Annotated in this window: 17 protein-coding genes; 10 read left to right on the top strand and 7 right to left on the bottom strand. The window is 55.4% G+C overall.

Annotated features, from left to right (window positions below; translation table 11 throughout):
• Positions 1-190: 190 nt before the first annotated feature.
• Positions 191-1,180 (top strand): class 1 fructose-bisphosphatase, encoded by a 990-nt coding sequence (locus SHEW_RS03995; protein WP_011864579.1) that lies wholly within the window; start codon positions 191-193, stop codon positions 1,178-1,180.
• Between the two features lie 138 nt (positions 1,181-1,318).
• Here the strand turns inward: SHEW_RS03995 and recJ are convergent, their stop codons facing one another.
• From recJ to brnQ, 4 genes are all read right to left on the bottom strand, one after another.
• A complete protein-coding gene (recJ, locus tag SHEW_RS03990; protein WP_011864578.1) occupies positions 1,319-3,043 on the bottom strand; it encodes a single-stranded-DNA-specific exonuclease RecJ in 1,725 nt (574 codons plus the stop codon).
• Positions 3,044-3,162: 119 nt separating this feature from the next.
• A complete protein-coding gene (dsbC, locus tag SHEW_RS03985; protein ID WP_011864577.1) occupies positions 3,163-3,888 on the bottom strand; it encodes a bifunctional protein-disulfide isomerase/oxidoreductase DsbC in 726 nt (241 codons plus the stop codon).
• A 220-nt stretch (positions 3,889-4,108) separates the two neighbouring features.
• A complete protein-coding gene (gene xerD, locus SHEW_RS03980) occupies positions 4,109-5,020 on the bottom strand; it encodes a site-specific tyrosine recombinase XerD (protein ID WP_011864576.1) in 912 nt (303 codons plus the stop codon).
• Positions 5,021-5,098: 78 nt separating this feature from the next.
• Complete coding sequence (brnQ, locus tag SHEW_RS03975) at positions 5,099-6,409, bottom strand: branched-chain amino acid transport system II carrier protein (protein WP_049766495.1); 1,311 nt, start codon at positions 6,407-6,409, stop codon at positions 5,099-5,101.
• A 529-nt stretch (positions 6,410-6,938) separates the two neighbouring features.
• Between brnQ and SHEW_RS03970 the strand changes: the two genes are divergently transcribed.
• From SHEW_RS03970 to SHEW_RS03925, 9 genes are all read left to right on the top strand, one after another.
• Positions 6,939-7,670, top strand: coding sequence for a tRNA1(Val) (adenine(37)-N6)-methyltransferase (locus SHEW_RS03970; RefSeq protein WP_011864574.1), 732 nt, complete (start codon positions 6,939-6,941; stop codon positions 7,668-7,670).
• A gap of 89 nt (positions 7,671-7,759) precedes the next feature.
• A complete protein-coding gene (gene srmB, locus SHEW_RS03965; protein WP_041406410.1) occupies positions 7,760-8,980 on the top strand; it encodes an ATP-dependent RNA helicase SrmB in 1,221 nt (406 codons plus the stop codon).
• Positions 8,981-9,218: 238 nt separating this feature from the next.
• Positions 9,219-10,433: an efflux RND transporter periplasmic adaptor subunit gene (locus SHEW_RS03960; RefSeq protein ID WP_041406407.1), complete on the top strand. Its 1,215-nt coding sequence runs from the start codon at positions 9,219-9,221 to the stop codon at positions 10,431-10,433.
• On the top strand, positions 10,433-13,582 hold the full coding sequence (locus SHEW_RS03955; protein WP_011864571.1) for an efflux RND transporter permease subunit: 3,150 nt from the start codon (positions 10,433-10,435) through the stop codon (positions 13,580-13,582). Before SHEW_RS03960 ends, SHEW_RS03955 begins: the two co-directional genes overlap by 1 nt.
• A gap of 138 nt (positions 13,583-13,720) precedes the next feature.
• On the top strand, positions 13,721-14,323 hold the full coding sequence (locus tag SHEW_RS03950; protein ID WP_011864570.1) for a TatD family nuclease-associated radical SAM protein: 603 nt from the start codon (positions 13,721-13,723) through the stop codon (positions 14,321-14,323).
• 186 nt (positions 14,324-14,509) lie between these two features.
• Positions 14,510-16,726, top strand: a complete 2,217-nt coding sequence (locus SHEW_RS03945; protein WP_011864569.1) for a PAS domain-containing protein — start codon at positions 14,510-14,512, stop codon at positions 16,724-16,726.
• Between the two features lie 1,360 nt (positions 16,727-18,086).
• Positions 18,087-18,341: a hypothetical protein gene (locus tag SHEW_RS03935; RefSeq protein ID WP_041406402.1), complete on the top strand. Its 255-nt coding sequence runs from the start codon at positions 18,087-18,089 to the stop codon at positions 18,339-18,341.
• Between the two features lie 126 nt (positions 18,342-18,467).
• Positions 18,468-18,800, top strand: a complete 333-nt coding sequence (locus SHEW_RS03930) for a hypothetical protein (RefSeq protein ID WP_041406400.1) — start codon at positions 18,468-18,470, stop codon at positions 18,798-18,800.
• Between the two features lie 101 nt (positions 18,801-18,901).
• Positions 18,902-19,225 carry a hypothetical protein gene (locus SHEW_RS03925; RefSeq protein WP_041406397.1) on the top strand — a complete coding sequence of 108 codons (324 nt, stop codon included), beginning with the start codon at positions 18,902-18,904 and terminating at the stop codon, positions 19,223-19,225.
• Between the two features lie 498 nt (positions 19,226-19,723).
• Here SHEW_RS03925 and SHEW_RS03920 read toward each other — a convergent pair whose 3' ends face one another.
• From SHEW_RS03920 to SHEW_RS03910, 3 genes are all read right to left on the bottom strand, one after another.
• Complete coding sequence (locus tag SHEW_RS03920; protein ID WP_011864568.1) at positions 19,724-21,145, bottom strand: hypothetical protein; 1,422 nt, start codon at positions 21,143-21,145, stop codon at positions 19,724-19,726.
• Positions 21,146-21,214: 69 nt separating this feature from the next.
• On the bottom strand, positions 21,215-21,736 hold the full coding sequence (locus SHEW_RS03915; RefSeq protein WP_011864567.1) for a hypothetical protein: 522 nt from the start codon (positions 21,734-21,736) through the stop codon (positions 21,215-21,217).
• Complete coding sequence (locus tag SHEW_RS03910; protein ID WP_011864566.1) at positions 21,729-22,550, bottom strand: winged helix-turn-helix domain-containing protein; 822 nt, start codon at positions 22,548-22,550, stop codon at positions 21,729-21,731. Before SHEW_RS03910 ends, SHEW_RS03915 begins: the two co-directional genes overlap by 8 nt.
• Positions 22,551-22,577 lie beyond the last annotated feature (27 nt).

Raw genomic sequence — 22,577 nt, 5'->3', positions numbered from 1 at the left:
GAAAACAGGTATAGGTCAAATTGCAGGCTGACATTGTGCCCTAAAGTGACACAAAACGAAAACCGCGATCCAGACGGGCTAAATTGCCGCTGAAAAAATGATTCATCTGGGGTAGAATCGCCCGCATAACAAGATAAACAAGATCTGACCTCCAGTGCGAGCCTAGCTCCCATTTGTCATAGGAAATAACATGCAAACTCTGGCACAACACCTTAGTTCACAAGGAATTCAAGCCCCGCTGGCCCAGCTATTAACCACGCTGGCCGATACCTCTAAAGCCATCAGTCACGCGGTGCGTCACGGCGCCCTCGCTGGCGTACTGGGTGCCACCGAACAGGAAAACGTTCAGGGCGAAACCCAGAAGAAGCTCGACGTGATCACCAATGACATGCTTAAAGAGGCGCTCACGGCCGACAGCACGGTACGTGGTCTGGCATCTGAAGAGGAAGATCATATCGTCGAGGTAGGCCAGAGCGGCGACTTCCTGGTCTGTTTCGACCCACTGGATGGCTCGTCAAACATCGACATAAACTCTCTGGTCGGTACCATCTTCTCGGTACTACCGGCTCCGAGCGGAGAGCTGAGCGAGCAGAGCTTCCTACAGCCCGGCCGTCAACAGGTCGCCGCCGGTTACGTGCTATATGGTCCTTCGACCATGCTGGCCCTCACCACAGGCCAAGGGGTGCAGCTGTTTACCCTCAACCCAGAGACCAACGAGTACCTGCTGACCAACGAAGCCATGTCCATCAGCAAGGACACCAGCGAGTTCGCCATCAATATGTCTAACCAGCGTTTCTGGGAAGCACCGATGCAGACCTATATCGCCGACCTGCTACTTGGCAAGATAGGGCCGCGCGAGAAGTCGTTTAACATGCGCTGGATCGCGGCCATGGTTGGCGACGTGCACCGTGTACTGTCACGCGGCGGACTGTTCACCTACCCAACCGACAACAAGAATCCAGAGAAGCCATACAAGCTACGCCTAATGTACGAAGCTAACCCTATGTCTTTCCTGGTTGAGCAGGCGGGCGGCAAGGCCTCTACCGGCTATGAAACCATCATGGACATCCTGCCAAGCGAGATCCACCAGCGCGTCGCTGTGATCTTAGGCTCGGCCAACGAAGTCGATGCCTGCCTGGAATACCATGGTCAGGACTACAGCGAAGAGCCAAGCCTGTAAGCTAGTCTGCTCCTTTAAAAAGTAGAAAGTCGCCAATTGGCGACTTTTTTATTGCCTCATGGCAAGCATATAAAAAGCCAATTCACGACTTTGATTCCAGCAGTGCCCTAAGTGGCGCCGGCAGTAATATTACCGAAGCTACTTAGGTTCGATCTGCTCCACCATCAGCTGCAGGCTCTCGTTGCCACGAAACTCATTGATATCCAGCTTATAGGCGACCTCCGCGTATTGGATGGTGGCATCGGGCCAGGTGGTGAGATCCACGTTGAAGGCGATGGCATCCACCATGGTCTGGCCGCATTCGCTCTCGAGCACGAGTTTGAGGTGACGCTCGCCGACGATCCTCTGTTGCAGGATACGAAACACTCCGTCGAATATCGGCTCGGGGAAGTTCTGCCCCCAGGGGCCCGCACTGCGAAGCTCCCTGGCCAGTGCCATGTTGAGTTGAGCCGGGCTTAGTTCGCCGTCGCTGACGATCTCGCCGGTCAGCTGCTCGGGCGCAAGCAGTTCGCGCACCGCCTCATCATAGGCCTTGGCGAAACGCTCGAACTCACCGGCGCGCAGGGACAGGCCCGCGGCCATGGCGTGACCACCGAACTTTATGATCATTCCGGGATGGCGGGCATTGATAAGCTCCAGCAGGTCGCGCATATGCAGCCCCTTGATGGAGCGCGCCGAGCCCTTGATCTCCCCCTCGCCCGCCTCGGCGAAGGCGATCACCGGCCTGTGATACTTATCTTTGATTCGCGACGCCAGGATGCCGATCACCCCTTGGTGCCAGTCTTGCTGGTAGAGGGCGATCCCCCAGGGCAGCTCGGCCTCATTAAGCGACAGACTCTCCAGGCTCTTTAGCGCCTCCTGCTGCATGCCGGTTTCCAGCTCGCGCCGCTCGGCGTTGAGTCCGTCCAGCTCGCTGGCCATGCGGCGCGCGCGCATCATGTCGTCGCACAGTAAGGTCTCGACCCCCAAGGCCATCTCGTCCAGGCGCCCGGCGGCGTTGAGCCTGGGGCCGACCGCGAAGCCAAAATCGGAGGCGACGATGCGGGAGGTGTTACGCTTGGCCACTTCCAAGAGTGCGGTAATTCCTGGGCGGCAGCGTCCGGCGCGCACCCGCTTGAGACCGGCGTCCACCAGGATGCGGTTGTTGGTATCCAGCGACACCACGTCCGCCACTGTGCCCAGGGCGACGATATCCAGCAGGGTGGCGAGATTGGGTTCCTGTATGCCCTGCGCCTGATACCAGCCACGGCTACGCAGCTCGGCGCGCAGAGCCGACATCAGATAGAAGGCGACCCCGACCCCAGCGATCGCCTTGCTGGCAAAGCCACAGCCTAGCTGGTTAGGGTTCACTATCGCATCGGCCTCTGGCACGCTGTTGCCCGGCAGGTGATGGTCGGTGATCACCACCTGCATCCCCAGCGCCTTGGCCGCGGCAACCCCTTCGATGGAGGAGATGCCGTTATCGACGGTGATCAGCAGCTCTGCTCCCTTCTGTTGGGCCACCTGAACTATCTCAGGGCTGAGGCCATAGCCGTAATCGAAGCGGTTGGGGATCAGGTAATCCACATTAATCGCGCCCATCATTCGCAGGGCAAGCAGGCAGACACTGGTGGAGGTGGCGCCGTCGGCGTCGAAGTCGCCGATGATTAGAATCGATTGCTGCTTGGCCATGGCATCGGCGATGATGGCCGCGGCCTTATCCACATCCTTGAGTGTATTGGGGCGGAGCAGGTTAGCCAGCGCCAACTCGCAGTCGTCCACAGTGCAGCCTCGGCTGGCGTAGACTTGCTTTAAGATGGGGGAAAGGTGACTCGGCAGATGGCTGTCATCTACCTTGGGGCGGCGCACTATCTTATGGATCACGACTCAAACAACCTCTAAAAATCTTGTCGCTAGCATAACAAAGCCAGCTCGGAACACACAGCAAAAGATGGCCAAAAAAAAGGTGAGCCCAGGCTCACCTTGTTTCGCGCATTAGCGAATTATTGGACGCGGTCCAGCACCTGGAGTAGCTGCTCAGGCGGCTGATAACCCGGGATCATGGTACCGTCTTCCAAGATAATGGCTGGCGTGCCGTTCACCCCAAGACTCTGCCCAAGTTGATACTGCTGAGCGATCTTAGCATCACACTTAGCCCCCGAAACCTGCTTACCCGCCTTGGCATCTGTCATTGCCTTGAGCGGATCGGCCGAGCACCATACGGCTTCCATATCCACTGCGTTTTTAGACGGCACGCCCTGACGAGGGAAGGCCAGATAACGTACCGTGATGCCTAAGTCGTTATACTCGGCCATCTGATTGTGTAACTTGCGGCAGTAGCCACAGGTGATGTCGGTAAATACGGTCACCACATGCTTCTCATCCTTGGCCTTGTAGACCAGCATGTTTGGCTCAAACGGCTTGATCGCTTCCATACGCGGACCGGCTAATGCCGCCTCGGTGAGGTTCTTCATGCCGTTGTCGAGATCGTACAGGTTACCGTGAAACAGCTTGCTGCCGTCTTTGCTGATGTAGAGCACGCCACGGTTGGTGATCGCCTCATACAGGCCTGGGATTGGCGACTGGCTAAGGTTTTGCACCTCGACGCCTAGGGTATCTGATAATTTCTGCTTCAACTGGTCGCCATTGTCGACCACGTTGTTTGATGCCGCCATTAGAGGCGTGGCCACCATGGCAACAACTAAGGTGAGCGCTCGGGTAAACTTCATTAGAATTCCTATAGGGTGTTAGGGCTAATAGCATTAAAGCAAAATAGGCTGCCGGTTTTCCAACCTAAATTGTTACTAAAACTTGCTATGACCAAGATGTCATTGTTATAGACCGGCCTAGAGGCAGAAAAGTTACATGCTCGAGGCCGTTAAAGCAAACGAATAATCGCAATGGAGGCCTTAACTTAGGCCTTCACGGTGCAATTTTGTGGCTTTCGCATCAACCTCTGGGGTGATGGGCTTGATGCAGCTGGGCCAATCTGGCCTTGGCCACATGGGTGTAGATCTGGGTCGTGGAGAGATCGCTGTGGCCCAGCAGTAGCTGCACCACCCGCAGATCCGCGCCATGATTGAGCAGATGGGTGGCGAAGGCGTGTCTCAGGGTGTGAGGCGACAGATGCACCGCAATCCCGGCACGCTGGGCGTAGAGCTTGATCCTGTGCCAGAAGGTCTGGCGGGTCATCATATTGCCGCGCTTGGAGGGAAACACCACGTCGCTGGCCTTGCCTTTTAACAGCTCGAACCTGGCCGCCTTGAGGTAGTCCTCAATTTCTGCGCCCGCCTGCTCGCCAAAGGGCACCAGGCGCTCCTTGCTGCCCTTACCCACTATGCGTACCACACCTTGCCTCAGACTCATCTGATCCAGCGTCAGCCCCACCAGCTCAGACACCCGCAGTCCACTGGCATAGAGCAGCTCCAGCATGGCGCGATCCCTGGCCTCGACGGGATCTTCCCGGTTGGGCTCGCTAAGCAGACGATCCACGTCCGCCTCGCTCAAGGCATCGGGTAACTTTCTCGCCAGCTTGGGCGGCTTGATCATCGCCATAGGGTCAACTTCTATCAGCTTCTTGGCCAGCAGGTATTTATAGAAGCGCCGCAGGCTACTGAGTAGCCTGGCACTGCTGGTCTTGGCAAAGCCATGCTCGACCCGAAGGGCCAAGTAGTCACGCACCTCAGCCTGACTGGTCGATAGCAGGCTGGAACCCTGTTTATTTAGGTAACGATCGAAGTGGCTGAGATCGCTGCGATAAGCCTGCAGCGTGTGATCGCTCAGTCCCTTAGCGGCCCAGAGATCATCGAGAAACGGCTCGATAAGGGGATCGGTCTGATATTCGTTGCTCTCAGCTAGCACATGAAATCCTTTAGATACAAAAACGGTGCTAACTCTTAGAGTTAACACCGCTATCTTACGCTATGGCTTAGGCTGGCATCAATTTAATACCGCTTCACCTCGTGGGCGTTTGACCATCAAGCAGGCAAAGATGGTAATTGCCGTCGGAATTAACCAAGCCATGCCCTGAGCCGACAGTGGCATCACATCGAACATGCTCATGTTGACACCCGCCGCCTTAAGACCATCGATGATGCCGAACACCAGGGCCACGCTCAACACCATGCGATGGGCAAAGGCGGGCTGAGCGAAGCGCTCGGTCAGGTAGGTCACCGCTACCAGGGCGATCGCCACTGGGTAGATGGTCACCAACACAGGGATGCTGATGTTGATCAGCTGCGCCAGACCCACGTTAGCCACCACGGCGCAGGTGACGCTCATCACCACCACCAATAGCTTGTATGAGAGGCTAGGCATCAGCTCGTTGAAGTATTCGGCGCAGGCAGAAACCAGACCGACAACCGTCGTCAGACAGGCCAGGGTCACCACGGCCGCCAGCAGCAGCTGACCCGAGGCGCCAAACTGATAGTTCACATAGTTGGTCAGGATCACCCCGCCGTTATCGGCGCCCACGGCCAGATCACCGGCGGTCGCGCCCAGGTAGAAGAGTGATACATAGACGAACGCCAGCCCACCGGCAGCGATAAAGGCTGCGCGCACCAGGTACTTGGTCTGCTCTCTTGGCGAATCCACGCCCTTCTTGCGCAGCAGGTCGATGATCAGCATGCCGAAGATCAGCGATGCCAAGGTGTCCATGGTGTTATAGCCTTCGATGATCCCCTTGGTTAGCGGGTTCGTCTGATAGTCGCCCACAGCAGCGGCCACGTCTGAGCCTGGTAGCACAACCACAGAGATTGCCAGACCCACCAGCAGGATGATCATGATAGGCGTAAGCACCTTACCTACGCTGTCCAGCAGCTTGCCGGGGAACAGCGACAGCAACATGGCGATGCCGAAGAAGATGCTGGTATAGAGCAGCTGTGAGCTGGTGAAGACGACACCGGCGACTTCAAAACTCGCCTGAGCATCTTGGATAAAAGGCTTGTAGCCCATCTCATAGGCCACCAGACCGGCACGAGGCGCGGCAAAGGCTGGGCCAATGATGATGTAGATGGCGATCGCCAGCATGGTCGCGGCCAAAGGTGGCAGCAGGCCCATCACCTTGCCGTTGGCCTTTGCCACGGCAATCAGGGTCACCAGCGGCAGGGTCACCGCAGTCAGCAGGAAGCCGATCATGGCCCAAGACATGTTCTCACCGGCAAGGAATCCGGCCAGCGGCGGGAAGATCAGGTTCCCCGCGCCTAAGAAGAAGGCAAAGGTCATGAAACCTAAGCCCAATGTATCCGTCATACTCAATTTATTGTTCTGCACACAACGCCCCGTTAATCTGCTTTGTATAATGATCTTAATCGCTTAGTGGAAATTATTGGCTAATGACCGCGACCTTCATTGCGTGTAAACTTCTTATTACACGTCTCCGTGGTAAATCTAGCCCATTCTTGGCTACTTCTTGAACGACAGCAGGATTAACTAACGCTAAAAATGCATTCAAACTGGCTTACCTGGCTCAAATCAAGGCTTTCAGCCCCGATAGGAGGACCTACTATTAGCAAAAAGGCCGCCGAGACACAAGATTGCGGCGCCAGATTGACGCAAATGAGAGCCTAATTTTAACAAACTCGCCACAGGCTGTTTTCACCCTTCACACCAGGCAACATTTGGCCCTAGCAAGATTCACTGTTTTGCGCCCCTGTAACAGCGGACTTTCAGCGCCAAGCGAATTTCTGGCTCAAGCGAGTTTCAGGCGTTGGCGGGTTTCTGCATTGGGCGGGATCACGTACAATGCGCCCCACGCATCTTTAATCTCCAACGTCAGGCCATGCCCTTTACCTTCAAGCAATTTCACGTCGATGACAGCCACTGCGGCATGCCCGTCAGCACAGATGGCGTCCTGCTGGGCGCCTGGGCACCACTCACCCAGGCCAAAACCATACTGGATATCGGCGCCGGCAGTGGTCTGCTGAGCCTGATGGCGGCCCAGCGCAGCGAGGCGGTGATACAGGCGTTAGAGATAGACCCCCTGGCGGCGCAGGACTGCCAGCACAACATCGACCAGAGTCCCTGGAGCGATCGCATCACATTGATCCAGGCGGATCTGCTACAGTGGTATCCCCTTGCTCAGACTCAGGCTCAGACTCAGTTCGACCATATCCTCTGCAACCCGCCCTATTTCGACAACGGGCCTCAGTCTCAGTGCAGCAAACGCGCCCAGGCCAGACACACGGACAGCCTGGCATTTGACCAGCTATTGTCAGCCATCAAGCAGCTACTGGCACCCACGGGCAAGGCGAGCCTGATCTTGCCAAATGCCAGCCTGGGACGATTTCTGCCCCTGCTGGCCGAATTTAAACTCAAGCTAAGTGCCAGGGTCGACATCACCACAGCGCCCAACAAGGCGCCTCAGCGTCATCTGCTCTGCCTGAGCCACGCCGTCTCGAGCGCCGAGTCTAGCGAAGCGATAGAGGCTGAGCACCTCAGCATTCGCGATGCCTCTGGGGCCTACAGCCAGGCTATGGTTGCCCTGACTCAGGCCTTCTACCTCAAGCTCTAAACCGCAGCTAATAGGCGCGGCGAGCGGCCTCGCACTTTACTCAGGTTTGGGTGTATAATGCGCCGCTATTATTTAGAGAGACGCAGCGCATGCAATTTGAAGATTTCCACCTTGACGACACCCTGCTCGAGTCGCTCAAGGCGATGGGCCATCTTGCCCCGACCACCATCCAGCAACAGACGATCCCCCTAGCCCTGGAGCACAAAGATATCCTGGCGAGGGCACCGACAGGCACAGGCAAGACCGCCAGCTTCCTGCTACCGGCGCTGCAACATCTGCTGGACTTCCCCCGCCGCTACTCGGGCCAAGCGCGCGTGCTGATCCTCGCCCCAACCCGTGAGCTGGCCAGCCAGGTACACAGATACGCCAGCCACCTGGCCACCGGCCTGGGGCTGGATATCGCCATCATCACGGGCGGTGTGCCTTACGCTCCGCAGGAGCAGGCGCTCAAGGAAAATATCGACATTCTGGTGGCCACCCCCGGCCGTCTGATGGAATACCTGGACAAGGAACTCTTCGACGCCCAATCGGTGGAGATCTTGGTACTCGACGAGGCCGATCGCATGCTGGACATGGGTTTCTCCTCCGCGGTGCAGTCTATCGCCATCGAGGCGCAGCAGCGTAAGCACAACATGCTGTTCTCTGCGACCCTGGAAGGCGGCGGTGTGAGTCGATTCGCCGAGATGCTACTGACCAATCCCGTAACCATTGAGACTAAGCCGCCCCGCAGCGAGAAGGCCAAGATCCATCAATGGATGCACCTGGCCGATGACAAAGAGCATAAGTTTGCCCTGCTGTGCGACATCCTCAAGCGTGAAGAGGTTAGCCGCGCCATCGTCTTCGTCAAGACCCGCGAGGTCGTAGCCAGCCTGGAAGGTCAGCTGCAACAGGCAGGTATCCACTGCGCCTTCATGCGTGGCGACATGGAACAGAAGGCGCGCTTTCAGGCGCTGGGTCGCTTCACCAAGGGCGAGGTTAACGTGCTGCTGGCCACCGACGTGGCGGCCCGCGGTATCGACATCGACGGCATCACCCATGTGATCAACTTCGATATGCCGCGCTCGGCAGACACCTATGTGCACCGCATCGGCCGTACCGGCCGCGCCGGTAACAAGGGCACGGCCATCTCGCTGGTCGAGGCCCACGACATGCGTGTCGTCGCCAAAATTGAGCGCTATATCGAGCAGCCGCTGAAACGCCGGGTGATCGACTCGCTGCGTCCTAAACACAAGGAAGCTAAGGTGCCCACCAAGAAGAAGGTGAAGAGCAGCGACAAGAAGAGCCCGAAGAAAGCCAAGAAGAAGCGCTAGCGTTAGGCTTACCAAACGCCCGCCGTCTCGGCAATTAAGCGTCCCTTTGGGGGCGCTTTTTTTATGGCGATTTAACAAATTGGTAGCAAGTGTCACCAGCTTCACTTGATTTTCAATATGTTAAATTGGTTTAACAGAGTAAATTTGACACATTTTATTTACAAAAAGACTTTTGCGCACAGCAGAGACTCTGGTAATTTATAGGGCATTCAGCTCAGCACGGAATAGCATGAAGTCAATGATAAAAATTATCCTACGAAGAGTTTTCCCCCCTTTTCTTATCCTGATCGTCTTCGGCCTGTTTGCCGCCCTCTTGATGAGTACTCAGGAAGCCCCAGAGCAGAAAGAGGAAGAGATGCCGGTTCCTATAGTGGACGTGATGCCGGTACGAAGTGAAACCGTTTCATTAAACCTGCCCTCCTACGGCGTGGTGCTCCCCAAGAACAAGACCCAGCTGGTCACAGAGGTGCAAGGACGCATGCTGACCATCTCGGACAAGTTTGTCGCCGGTGGCATAGTCAAGCGCGGCGATATGCTGGCGCAGATCGAACCCTCGGATTACGAGGCGGATCTGATGCAGGCGCAGGCCACCCTGGCCCAGGCCAAGGCGGCACTGGATGAGGAGATCGCCCGCGGCGAAGTGGCCAAAGAGGACTGGAAGGGTTACGACGGCGGCGTGCCGCCAGAGCTTGGCCTACGTGTGCCACAGCTCAAGAAGGAGCAGGCCAACGTCAAGTTTGCCGAGGCCGCCCTGGCCCGCGCCCAGCGTAACCTGGAGCGCACCACCATACGCGCGCCGTTCGATGGCATCATCAAGTCCCGTAACGTGGATCTAGGCCAGTATGTCACCCTGGGCACTAACCTGGGCGAGCTGTACGACACCCGCATCGCCGAGATCCGTCTGCCGCTGGCCAACCACGAGCTGGCCTACCTGGAATCTATCGACAATCCCGATACCCAGGTGACCCTGAGCGCCGAGCTGGCGGGCCGCACGGTGAACTGGACAGGCAAGATAGTACGCAGCGAAGGGGTGATCGACGCCGACAACCGCATGGTCTATCTGGTGGCCGAGGTGAAAGACCCTTACTTAAGACAGAACAAGACTGAAGGCCAGCTGCCGCTGAAATACGGCAGCTTCGTCAACGCCATCATCAAGGGCCGCACCGTCGAGGGGATCGTCAAGCTGCCTCGCTATATCGTCCGGGATCACCAGGTCGCCGTAGTACGCGACGACAACACGCTAGAGATGCGTGAGGTCAACGTGGTGCGCAGCGATATCGACAAGGTCTATATCAAGGACAGCCTGAAAGATGGCGAGCGCATCTCGCTGACCACCATCAACAACATGGCTACCGGCCAGCTGGTGAAGGTGATCGGCGAAGAGGACAAGTCTCAGAGCCAGGACAAAGAGGATGAGAGCCAGCAGACCCTAGTGGCAGCAGGTGATCAGTAATGGAGACCAATACCAATAAGGGCATCATTGCCTGGTTCGCCCGCAACAGCGTGGCGGCCAACCTCTTGATGTTTGCGCTGCTGATCGGCGGCCTGTTCAGCACAGTGCTGATCAATAAGGAGGTCTTCCCCTCCTTCGAGCTGAACTATCTGCAGATCACCGTCGCCTATCCCGGCGCCGCCCCTCAGGAGATCGAAGAGGGGATCAACATCAAGATCGAAGAGGCGATCCAGGACATCAGCGGCATCAAGAAGGTGACTTCGGTCGCCAGCGAAGGCTCTGGCAGCGTCACCATAGAGGTGGAGGATGGCTTCGATGCCCAGGATATCCTGGACGAGGCCAAGCTGCGCATCGACGCCATCGCCACCTTCCCCGACAATATCGAGAAGCCCAACATCTTCCGCATCAAGCCGGAAAACAACGTCATCTGGGTCTCTGTGTATGGCGACATGAACCTGCACGAGATGAAGGAGCTGGCCAAGAGCATACGTGAAGAGATCACCGCCCTACCCGCCGTCACCCGCGCACAGGTTACCGGCGTGCGTGACTATGAGATAGGCATAGAGGTATCCGAAGACAAGCTGCGTGAGTATGGCCTGAGCTTCGCCGACGTGGCGATGGCGGTGCGTAACTCCTCTATCGACCTGCCCGGCGGCTCAATTCGCGCCGAGGATGGCGACATCCTACTGCGCACCAAGGGCCAGGCCTACACGGGCGATGATTTTGCCAAGATAGTGGTCAAGACCCGCAAGGATGGCAGCCGCATCATGCTGCCCGAGGTGGCCAACATTCGCGACGATTTCGAGGAGCGTCTGGAATATACCCGCTTCAACGGTAAACCGGCGGCCATTATCGAGGTGCTGAGCGTCGACGATCAGAACGCGCTGGATATCTCCTCTCAGGTCAAAGCCTATGTAGAGGAGCGCCGCGCCACCCTGCCCGCCAGCGCCCAGCTAGATACCTGGGGCGACCTGACCCACTACCTCAAGGGCCGTCTCAACATGATGCTGTCGAACATGTTCTATGGCGCCCTGCTGGTATTTATCATTCTGGCGCTGTTCCTCGACTTGCGTCTGGCCTTCTGGGTGATGATGGGCCTGCCGGTCTGTTTCCTCGGCGCCATGCTGCTGATGCCGCTGGAGCCCTTCTCGCTGTCGATCAACATGCTGACCCTGTTCGCCTTCATTCTGGTGCTGGGTATCGTCGTGGATGACGCCATCGTCATCGGCGAGAGTGCCTATACGGAGATCGAGCGCCACGGCCACTCGCTGGACAATGTGATCAAGGGGGCCCATAAGGTCGCCATGCCCGCCACCTTCGGCGTGTTGACCACCATTGCTGCCTTCATCCCCATGCTGATGGTCTCCGGCCCCATGGCGATCATCTGGAAGTCCATCGGCCTGGTGGTGATCCTCTGTCTCGCCTTCTCACTGGTGGAGTCTAAGCTTATTCTGCCGGCGCACCTGGCTCACCTAAAACCGCGTCGCCCGAGCCCTAACCCTAACCTGTTTGTGCGCTTCAAGACGGCGCTTAACAACAAGGTGCAACACTTCATCCACCACAGCTACCGCAGCTTTATCGGTCGCTGTATCGAGCACAGATACAATGTGGTCGCCACCTTCGTGGGCGTGCTTATCCTCTCGGTGGCACTGGTTGCCAGCGGTAAGGTGCGCTGGGTCTTCTTCCCCGATATCCCGTCCGACTTCATTCAGGTGCGACTGGAGATGGATGTAGGCAGCTCAGAGGCCAACACCCTCAAGGTGGTCAAGGAGATAGAGAACGCCCTCTATGTGATGAACGATCAGATGGAAGACGAGTACGGCTACCCTGTGGTGAAGCACAGCTTCATCAACATGGGCTCGCGCACCTCCGCCTTCATCTTCGCCGAGCTGACCAAGGGCGAAGACAGGGACGTAGACGGCGTCACCATCGCCGATGCCTGGCGCAAGGCGCTGCCTGAGCTTATCTCTGTAAAGAAGCTTAACATCAATGCCAGCACCAACGACGCCGGTGGCGATATCTCCTTCAGGCTCACCTCGAGCGATCTCGAGCAGCTCTCCCAGGCCGCCGACGAGCTGAAACAGAAGCTGCGCACTTACGAGGGGGTGTATGACATCTCGGACAACTACTCCTCCGGCAGCCACGAGATCCGCCTGGCGATCAAGCCCGAGGCCGAGGCATTGGGGCTGACCCTGTCGGATCTGGCCAGCCAGGTGCGTTACGGCTTCTACGGCTATGAGGCCCAGCGTATTCTGCGCAACAAAGAAGAAGTCAAGGTGATGGTGCGCTATCCGCTTGAGCAGCGCCGCACCCTGGGGCATTTGGAAAACATGATGATCCGTACGCCCCAAGGCACCTCGGTGCCCTTCTCCAGCGTGGCCGACATAGAGCTGGGTGATTCCTACTCGTCGATCACCCGTGTCGATGGCCGCCGCGCCATCACGGTTATCGCCAACGCCAACAAGAATGTGGTCGAGCCCTCCAAGGTGGTGGGTGAGATCCAGAAGGATTTCCTGCCTTACCTTGAGAGCAAGTATCGCCACATCTCCACCACACTCGATGGTGGCAGCGCCGATGAGCAGAGCGCCATGATAGGCCTAATCCAGGGCTTTTTCTTCGCCATGTTCACCATCTATGCGCTTATGGCAATTCCGCTCAAGTCCTACAGCCAGCCGCTGATCATCATGTCGGTGATCCCCTTCGGTATCATAGGCGCTTTGTTCGGCCACTTCATCCTGGGGCTCTCCATGAGCGTGCTCAGCCTGTGTGGTATCGTGGCGCTGGCCGGGGTGGTGGTAAACGACTCGCTGATCCTGGTGGATTTTGTCAACCGCGCCCGCGCTCAGGGCCTGCCGCTTAAAGATGCCGCCATAGACGCGGGCTGTTATCGTTTCCGGGCGATCATCCTTACCTCTATGACCACCTTCGTCGGTCTGGTGCCCATCATCCTCGAGCGCAGTCTACAGGCGCAGATTGTGATCCCTATGGCCACCTCGCTGGCCTTCGGTATCCTCTTCTCCACCGTGGTGACCCTAGTACTGGTGCCCGTGCTCTACATCATACTCAACGATATCAGGCAGCTCACCGGCCGCGTGTTCCGTTGGTGGTGGCAGCCCCGTAGCCATAGCGTCGAGGGCGAGCAGTCCTAACCAATCTAAATTCGAAGGGAGGCTTAGCCTCCCTTTTTGATCCAGCAGAGGTTTTCGCTACGCCAAACGCGTTAGACTCCAGCCATTCTCCTTGCAACTCATTTTGCCAAGGGCCAACTAATCACAGCTTTGAGTACCATGAGCCAGTCCACCTTAGTCTACGACATTCGCAACAGCCGCTACCTCAACATCACGGGTCGCTGCACCCTGAGATGTCAGTTCTGCCCCAAACATAACGGCAGCAAGCAGGTACATGAGTACCAGCTGGATCTCGACCATCAGCCAAAAGCCGATGAGCTCATCCCCCTGCTGGGCGAGGTGAGCCAGTTCGACGAATATGTGTTCTGCGGCTACGGCGAGCCCACCCTCAACCTAGCCACCTTGCTTAGCGTGGCAAGAGAGATAAAACGCCGCGGCGGCAGGGTGCGGGTCAACACCGACGGCCTGGGCAACCTGTTTCACCGGCGCAACATACTGCCTGAGTTAGCCGAGGTGGTCGACGCCCTCTCCATCTCGCTCAACGCCGATACCGAAGCCGCCTACCTCAAACACTGCCAGCCCAAGCTTAAAGGTGCTTATGAGTCACTGTGGGACTTTATCCGTATGGCACCCGGCTATATCGAGCAGGTGCAGGTGTCGGCCATCGAAGGCCTGGAAGGGGTGGATATCGACAGATGCCGCGCCCTGGTGCTTGATGCCAAGGCGCAGTTTAAACACAGAAAACTCGGCGTCGTCGGTTAAGTTATCTGGGCGCCGCCGGTTGAATTACCTAGCTATCATCGGTTGAATAACCGGGGCGTCATCCGATGATTTACCGGGGCGTCATCCGATGATTTACCGGGGCGTTGCCGGTTTGTAACCGACTGTGTTCTGCGGCGAAAATCATGCTAACATAGCCGCAAAATCACTGGGGAAACACCGCTTGCAATGCTGACGCAGAAACAACCACAACTGATCGCCGGACAGGGCCTGCACTGGTCTGCGCAACGCATCTTCTCGGTGGTCACCCAGATCATCATCTTGCTGATCAGCGTCTTGCTCCTCACCAACGTCATCATCACCCTGGGCGAGCGTCGCCTGCAGGAAGATTGGGCCACCCAGAGATACAGCGAACTGCAATCTGTCGGCACCCTAATCGCCGACAAGGTCTCCTTCCAGCAGTTCCGCACCCAGATGTTTGCCAACGACGAACTGCTCAAGCGCTACCTGACCATCCCCAGCGAGGTGCGTCAGCTTAAGCTACAACAGAGCTGGGAGGTGATGATACGCAACATCCCCGAGCTGCTGGATATCGCGCTATTCGATCCCCAGGGCAAGTACAAGTTTTCCACCACCAACGACTTTAGCCGCGACCCGCTACCGCCATCCTTGCTCGGCGGCGCGCGCAACATGGGCGGCAACGAGGTCTACACCTCGCCGCTGGAGTTTACCCCCATCAAGGGCAAGCTCGAGCCCTACCTGTATCAGCTGGCCTGGCTGGAGAACCCCGATCAGAGCGTGCGCGGCTACCTGCTGACCTATCAGTCCATGAGCCGTATGCTGAAAAGCATCAAGCCTGCCTACTCCAGCGCCGAGTCGCCGCTCATGATGCTCGACACCCAGGGGCTGCTGTACGCCGGCGCCGAGAGCAAGCCGACCATCAACCGCATCCCAGATACCATGGGCGGCAGCCTGCGTCAGACCTATCCGGCGCTGTGGCGCAAGATGGCCATGAGCAACTTCGGTCAGTTCCACGGCGACGACGCCACCTTCGTCTACCTCAAGATAGAGCTGACCACCCAGTATGAGACGCGCCGGGAATATTACCTGGTCTCCTATGTGCGCAACGACGCCATCGCCGAGCTGTTCTCCGAGTGGCGCAACATACTTATCGTCGGCGCCGTGGTGCTTACCCTACTGGCACTGGCGCTGATCCTGCTGAGCCACTCCTACCGCATCGGCCAGCGCTCTCGGGAATACAGTATCGAGTTGGCACACCGCCTGTTCCACCAGGATATCGGCTGCGTGATCATCAACGACAAAAACCGGGTGATGACAGCCAACGAGAAGGCCGCAGAGCTGCTGTGCCTGCCCTTGGACGAGCTGCAAGATCGTAACCTGCAGCGGATCCTGCAGTTCGAGAACGAGCAGTACGCCGAGGTCGCCGCCCAGCTTGAGGCCAATAACAAGTGGCAAGGGGTTATCGACTTCGACTCGCCCGGCGGCAGTCATCTGGCGATCACAGTCACCAGCTCGCCGCGCCGCAGCCGTCAGGAAAAATATTATCTGGTCACCTTCGAGGATGTGTCTCAGCTGAGAAAGGTCCAGCATCAGGCTAAGCTCAACGAGCTGTTGAACGACAACGCCATCCCCTGCGCCCTGGTGCAGGCCAACGGCATGCTGGAGCTGGCCAACCAGGCCTTCATGCAGCTGGTCTCCATCCACGATATTCAGGGCAAGAACCTCACCGATCTGCTTAATAATGACCTCAGCTCCCAGTGGCCGAGGATCACCCAGCAGATCTTGCTGCAGGGCAGCTGGAAGGGACAGATCCTCTGTGACCCCAACAGCAAGGAGAACACCTGTCTGCAGGCGACCCTCAAGGGCCACCTGGACGCCGCCGGTGAGATAGAGCATATCGTCTGCACCCTGGAGCAGGCGCAGAAGCGCGCCCTCTTGCAAGACACCGGCGACTTCATCCCCCACCGCAGCGCCATCTTGGTGAACCTCAGGGATCTGGACGACTACTTCAAGTCACTCAGCCCCGTCAGCCGCGAGCACTCCAGCCTGCTGCTGATCGACATCACCGCCGAGAGCATGCTGAGCCACATGAGTGATATCGGCCAGCTGGAGAATCGTCAGCGCGAGGTGGAAATCCATATCCTCAGGACACTGCCGGTCAACTACCAGATGTCTCACTGGCAGCTGGGCAAGCTGATCGTGATACTGCCGGACACCTGCTCGGACGACGCCCACCACTTCGCGGTGAAATCCCTGAACGGCCTCAACGAGATCGGCCTGGGCACAGGGATCTGCATGGGGATCGCCAGCTACCAGACAGGCCAGAACCTGGAGCAGTACCTGAGTAACGCCGAGGTGGCGCTCAAGCGCGCCAAGCAGATAGGTGAGCAGAATATTTGTCAGGCGTTTACGAGGCAAAATTAGGTTTTTGCCGTTAACCTTTTTTCGGTTTGTAGCGTCTGCCGCTATGGTCATTGACATGTGAGTTGAAGTTCGTACCTTCATGGCAACCTATCACCTGCGGTGAGCTTATGTGCAGATACATCTGCTACACGCCGTAAATCCGTCCATGGAGGCTCGACGATGGCATCCCTGCCATCGACGTCCGCAGATGCATCTACACCCGGTGTCCAACGTCTCTTCGATTTAACGTCATTGTTTGCTTCAATGCTTTCTGGCTTTCCCTTATTTGAATCGATTAGCGGATTGAAGGCCGTTCCTTCATGGCAACCTAACGCCTGCCCGGCGAGGGATGTGCAAACACTATTTTGGCACGCTGTAAATATGTCCCTATACGCTCCGCGGCGGTACTGACCTACATGGATGTAGGGAATGCCAAAAAATGTAGGGAACATTTTTGGCCCTGCCGCCGAGGGCCAAAATCGTGTTTACACTGGGTATCCAACGTCTCTTCGATTTCGCTTCATTTGATGTGAGTAGGAGGGCTAGATGAGTGTTCGGCAGGTTGCCAAACTCTACTCGCTAGACTGCGCATCTATACAGGTATAATGGGATTTTGCAAAAAAGCGCCCCTTTCGCTTCCTACTATGTAATCTTGCTGTTCTCGCTTTGTTTTTGAAAATTCGTAACTAATTGATTAAATTTAGTAAAAAACTGAGCATCAGCCATTTAATAGGGAGTGGTGGAGGTCTCGTTAAATGAAGTCTCGCTTTGTTTTCGGGCTGCTTATTCTCTCCTTGTTATGTAATGCTGTTATTGATATAAATTTCAGATATTTAAAAAGTTTGCCGCGATGTACATTAGTAGGAAGTGATTTACATAGGCGGCATTCTCGCTAATAAGCGTTATGCTAAGTAAATAGATGAACATTTTCCGAAAGATAAGCAATTTTTTTACTAGGAGAAATAATTCTCAATGCTCGCTATCAAGTAATGATATAGGTATTCGATACTTTAGAGATAGTATTGAAGAGAGCAGCTTTGAGTGGAAGGAATGCATAAAAATAGTGACCTATAAGGACGACCTAATCACGACCGATTTAATTTGTTTGGAGTTTGAGCTTAATAATGGAAAAGTGTTTCTCGCGCATGAAGAACAAAGTGGTTTCGAACATCTGATCGGAATACTAAGTAAAATCTTTCCCTCTATAGATGAAAATTGGTATGCGGAAGTAATGCAGCCCGCATTTGAAACGAATTTTAAAGTTTTATATGAACGTTGAGCATAACAATTTGCTCAACCCGAAAAATTACTCGCTGACTCGCTCGCAATGTTTCGGGTTAGCAAGGCGTTATGTAGCTAAGGAAAGTTTGCAGTAATCATCATGAGTAACCCTAAAATATGCGTACACTGCAAGAAGCCAGTAGAAAAGTATTCCGAGGATTACAAAGTCTTTGAGCAGATGCATTGGCTTTGTTTTCACCTGGTGTTTGAGCACGAAGGTGATCCCGATGTAGCATGTGATGATCCAGCTTGTCCTTGGTTTCACATTGAGGTTTTGCGCAGTAAATTAGAAGAATTAGGTGTTGATCCTCAGGAAGCTATAACCAAGGCAATCAATAAAAAATGGAAGTTATGAAATCGCAACATAACAAGCGCCTTATGTTGCTCGTAAACTCGCTGGGACAAATTTTCGCGGGCTTTTCGCTTCGCTCAAGTTTAGCCCACTCAATTTGCCCCGTAGGCGGGCGTTATACGAACACGGATGAATAAGCACCTACGCTCCAAAAACTACGCACAAGCAAAAGCAAAGTTAATGTGGCTGTTTCCAGCTGCAATAATGCTGTTAACTTCTGCTAGCTTTGCAACAGACATTGAGTTGAGCAAGTTAGTTTTAATTACAATTTTGCTTATTGCTTCAATAGCAGGTTTTGTTCATACCTTATTAGCGCTAAAGTGGCAGTTGATACAGACAAGATTTGGCACATACTACAAGGCTGAAAACCCTAAAAAGTTTAATGCTATGGTTCTGTTGTCTATTGCGGGTTTTGCAGTAACATCAACAATGGTCACCTTTCTGCTGCTAATGTTCGTATGACAAGCGGTTTATGGATGGGACTCGAAACGGCTTGCTCGGGTTCGTTCCTCACCAAGTTTAGCAAGCCAACTCTCGTCCCATAGCAAGGCGTTATATCTCTTATGAGCATGGATTTCATTGCGAACATTTTTGTCGGAATTTGGTTAGTTGGATTTATTACAGGGCTAGCTGCAGCCATTGGTCTTTCCACTTTGCACAAATGTGGAAAAGAAGTCCCCTTCCTGCTTAAGTACTCGGGAATCTCTGTCTTTTTTCCTAAATACTATCTAGCAAATGAAACGCGCAAAAGAGTTGTTGCTGGATTAATATCGATCTGCGTTTGCTGTATTCTACTAGGTCTTGTCTGGATCTTGATTACTGTTCCAGAAGCGGGAGACGCAATTTGGAATGAAGTTAGTGCAAGGAATCTATTACAAACGCCTTAAAAATTAACACAATACACTAGGCTTGTGCTCATTTCCCCTAGTTTTAGTCAAGTATCTTTCACCCCTATGACAGGCGTTATTCACACAAGGATTATTCCATATCTGATGACGGCTAGAGCCGAAAGTCTAACACTCCCTCATCCCCAAAATATGCGCTTAATCAAGCTAATGGATACCAAATGCGGATAAATCGAAGAGATGAATAACTAGGTGTAGATACGCCGGTGAGCTTCCGAAACAGGGCCAAAAATGTTCCCTACATTTTTTGGCATTCCCTCCATCCATGGAAGTCAGATGTTTCGGCAGAGCCTACAAGGAAGTATTCACGGCGTCTCACAGGCGTATCTGCACATAAGGTCGCTCATTCACATCCATGTGATTGCGACATTGGTGCATCCATGCACTGCACCTGCCGCAGGCAATTCAAAAAATTGAAGGTCAAGGCTACGACTAGCTAAATTCAAATCAAAATCAGCCAGACTAGACCCCAACCCAAATCTAGGCGCTTGGACTTGCGCCTTCCTCATCGTGTTCAAACCCGATGGCTTCGATGCCATCTGGCATCTCACTCTGACTGATATCCACTATGGTGGAGCGGTTCATGGTGATCTTGTAGCGGGCAAACTGGGGGGGCTTGCGGCCCTCTTGCAGGGAGAGCACCAGGTTGATCTGGTAGCGGCGCTCTACCGAGTCGCTGCTGATCTTGCCGTCGGCTTCCTTGTAGATCTTGGCCTTACCGCGCTCCAGGTAGCGGGCGAAGGGAGCCAGGCTAAAGTTCACCTGCTCCTGTATGGTGGAGTAGCCGGCGAGAAAGTCTTTGCTGGCGATGCGCGAGTTGATGCCATAGTGGAGAATATCGGCGTCGAGCTTGTTCTGGCTATGACGGCGCTTCAATATCTCGTCTATCTCCTCGGGGAGATCCTTAGACTTAACGAAATCGATCCACACGTGCTGCTTGGCGATCATCGCCTGGCTGGTAGTATCGCGCAGGATGCGGCTCCAGCGGGGACGGCCCTTCTGGATCACCCGCCACAGGGCGTTGCGAATATCTTCCTTGAAGATCTCACGAAAGCCATAGATCACCGCCAGGGTGAACACCAAGGCCATGGTGAGGCCGCTGAAGATACCCTGGGCCTTGATGATGAGCGACGAGACCACCAACATCACGAAGGCAGTGGCGATGCCCGTGGTCATCTTCTTCAGGCCCACACCGAGACGCTTCTGCTCCTCTTTTAACACAACCCCTTGCTGGATCAGGCGGCGCAGCAGCAACATCTTGTTGGAGATGCGGTTCGGGTCACTCTGGGTCTGGGAGGAGTTGTAGTTCTTGCTGTCGCGGTAGCCGTTCTCACTGCGGCACAGGTTGATCACCTCTTCCACCACCTCGCTGTAGTCACTGCTGCGGGGCGCGTGGGACATGAGTTTCAGCAGGCGCTGCTCACAAAACCAGGAGAGGTAGTTGTCGGCGTTCTCGAAGTAGTGCTTCCACTTAGGATCGCTGGGCTCGTTACGGCGAAACTTCTTCAGCAGCTGGGTGACGATTTCGCTCAGATCTTTGAGGGAGGGGTAGAACTGCTCCACATCCTCCACCTGCGCCAGCTCCTTGCTGTCGGTCTCGATGGCCACGGCAAACTGGTAAGCAAACAGGTTGAGGTAGAGCCTGAACTCCTCTACGGTACGCTTCTTCTGACTGATGAAACGCCCCTGCACCAGGGGCAGATGCAGCCCGGAGGAGTAATAGGAGCGCCGGCCGGCGATGGCCGCGTGATAATATTCTTCTTCGTCGAGGCTCTGGGGATTGATCCCCATCTCTTTGGGCAGAAAGAAATAGAGGTCGAGCCGTCTATGGTCGCCCACCTTCATCTGATGGGTAAACTTGATCGACAGTGACTCTTCCTGCTTGATATTAACCTTAGACACAAAACCTCAGAATAATAGAATTATTTCAGTAATTTAGAAATGCACATCCTGAGTATAGCCCAAGTACGGCTATTGCACTATACGGCAGCCACAGACGGTGTTACTCGGCTGGAACAATACCACGGCATAGTCCCTGTGGGGATCTAATTCCAGCGGCTCGATAGAGAGATTGTGCATCCCCTTGCTGTCCAGGTTAAAGGAACTGATATAGGAGAGGTACTGCATGTGTCTCGGCATGGCCTCGGTCGACTCGGCGCCGCTCTCCTCCTTGGTGTCAACCGAGAAGTTATAGCGGCCGTTGGCCTCATCGAACTCGAGGTACTTGCCCTGCATGCGGATGATCCCCGCCGAGGTGCCGTCGAGGTTGAAGTAGCGGTAGTTGATCTGCGCCTGCTGCTTCTTGGCCATGATATCCACCAGGAGATAGTGGCGCCCCTCCGCCTGGGCGTCGTCGCGGCGGTCGAACAGCTCAGAGCTACAGCTAAGCATCAGGGTTTCGCTGGGATTGAGGTAGCGATAGCTGATGGTAATGCTAATCGCCAGCAGCCCCAGCACGATAATGTTGATCGCCCACAGCACCTTTCTATTCACACAAAGATACCTCTTTAAACCAGGCCTCGGAGATAAACACCTTCTGCTGCCTGTAATCGGTTAACTTAAGGTTGCGCACCAAAGATTGCCCCATCCTTTCGCCGCGCATGGTGATGTTAAACACCTGCTTATCGTGGGAGAGCGACATATAGACCTCTTTCCAGGGCGAGGACTCGCAGCGCTCGAACGCCTGAGACATCTTCTCCGACAGGCGCAGCAGCGAGGTGTTGTTGGTCTTGGACTTGGCGTAGCTGATAAACATCACCTTCTGCCCCGACTCCAAGGTGATGCCATGGCGCAGATAGGGCTCGGTATGTTGCGCCTCGAAGTTGACCGAGGAGAAGAGCTGCAAGGAGACCAGCGCCCCCAGCAGCAGGACGATAAGCCCAACCCACAGCTTGACCCAGCGATTTCGCTTGCCAAACAGCCAGGCCAGCACAGCCTCTATTCGCTCGCCCAGGCCATGGGGCTCGCCGCTTGCCGAGGCGTTATCGATATGATGCGCAGACGAAGGAACGCCGCTATCCAGGCGCAGGCGATAGCCCTTGCCCTTGACGGTTTCTATCATGTGTTCATGCAGCGGACCGAGGAAGGAGCGCAGCATAAATACCGCCCGCGCCACCGACGAATCGCTTAATGGCGGATGGTCGTCATCCCCCGCCCCTAAGACGCGCTTAGCCACTACCTTGTCGCTATTGGCCAGCAGGAGCAGCAACACCTGCAGCTCGGCGCGCGGTAGATGCCACTCTTCACCCGTTAAGTCGTTGGTGAGCACGCCTGTATGTCTGTCGAATCGGCAATCACCCAGTTGCATCTTGGTTACTCTTTCATTTCGCTGTGC

The sequence above is a fragment of the Shewanella loihica PV-4 genome (assembly GCF_000016065.1).
In the GTDB taxonomy this organism is placed as follows: domain Bacteria; phylum Pseudomonadota; class Gammaproteobacteria; order Enterobacterales; family Shewanellaceae; genus Shewanella; species Shewanella loihica.
The sequence above is the reverse complement of the archived record's forward strand: the minus strand, read 5'-3'. Positions and strand labels throughout refer to the sequence as shown.

What these genes read in the sequence shown, in the direction of transcription:
- SHEW_RS03995 (WP_011864579.1), top strand. Translation starts at nt 191, where the DNA reads ATGCAAACTCTGGCACAACACCTTAGTTCACAAGGAATTCAAGCCCCG.
- dsbC (WP_011864577.1), bottom strand. Translation starts at nt 3,888, where the DNA reads ATGAAGTTTACCCGAGCGCTCACCTTAGTTGTTGCCATGGTGGCCACG.
- brnQ (WP_049766495.1), bottom strand. Translation starts at nt 6,409, where the DNA reads ATGACGGATACATTGGGCTTAGGTTTCATGACCTTTGCCTTCTTCTTA.
- SHEW_RS03970 (WP_011864574.1), top strand. Translation starts at nt 6,939, where the DNA reads ATGCCCTTTACCTTCAAGCAATTTCACGTCGATGACAGCCACTGCGGC.
- srmB (WP_041406410.1), top strand. Translation starts at nt 7,760, where the DNA reads ATGCAATTTGAAGATTTCCACCTTGACGACACCCTGCTCGAGTCGCTC.
- SHEW_RS03960 (WP_041406407.1), top strand. Translation starts at nt 9,219, where the DNA reads ATGATAAAAATTATCCTACGAAGAGTTTTCCCCCCTTTTCTTATCCTG.
- SHEW_RS03955 (WP_011864571.1), top strand. Translation starts at nt 10,433, where the DNA reads ATGGAGACCAATACCAATAAGGGCATCATTGCCTGGTTCGCCCGCAAC.
- SHEW_RS03950 (WP_011864570.1), top strand. Translation starts at nt 13,721, where the DNA reads ATGAGCCAGTCCACCTTAGTCTACGACATTCGCAACAGCCGCTACCTC.
- SHEW_RS03945 (WP_011864569.1), top strand. Translation starts at nt 14,510, where the DNA reads ATGCTGACGCAGAAACAACCACAACTGATCGCCGGACAGGGCCTGCAC.
- SHEW_RS03935 (WP_041406402.1), top strand. Translation starts at nt 18,087, where the DNA reads ATGAGTAACCCTAAAATATGCGTACACTGCAAGAAGCCAGTAGAAAAG.
- SHEW_RS03930 (WP_041406400.1), top strand. Translation starts at nt 18,468, where the DNA reads ATGAATAAGCACCTACGCTCCAAAAACTACGCACAAGCAAAAGCAAAG.
- SHEW_RS03925 (WP_041406397.1), top strand. Translation starts at nt 18,902, where the DNA reads ATGAGCATGGATTTCATTGCGAACATTTTTGTCGGAATTTGGTTAGTT.
- SHEW_RS03910 (WP_011864566.1), bottom strand. Translation starts at nt 22,550, where the DNA reads ATGCAACTGGGTGATTGCCGATTCGACAGACATACAGGCGTGCTCACC.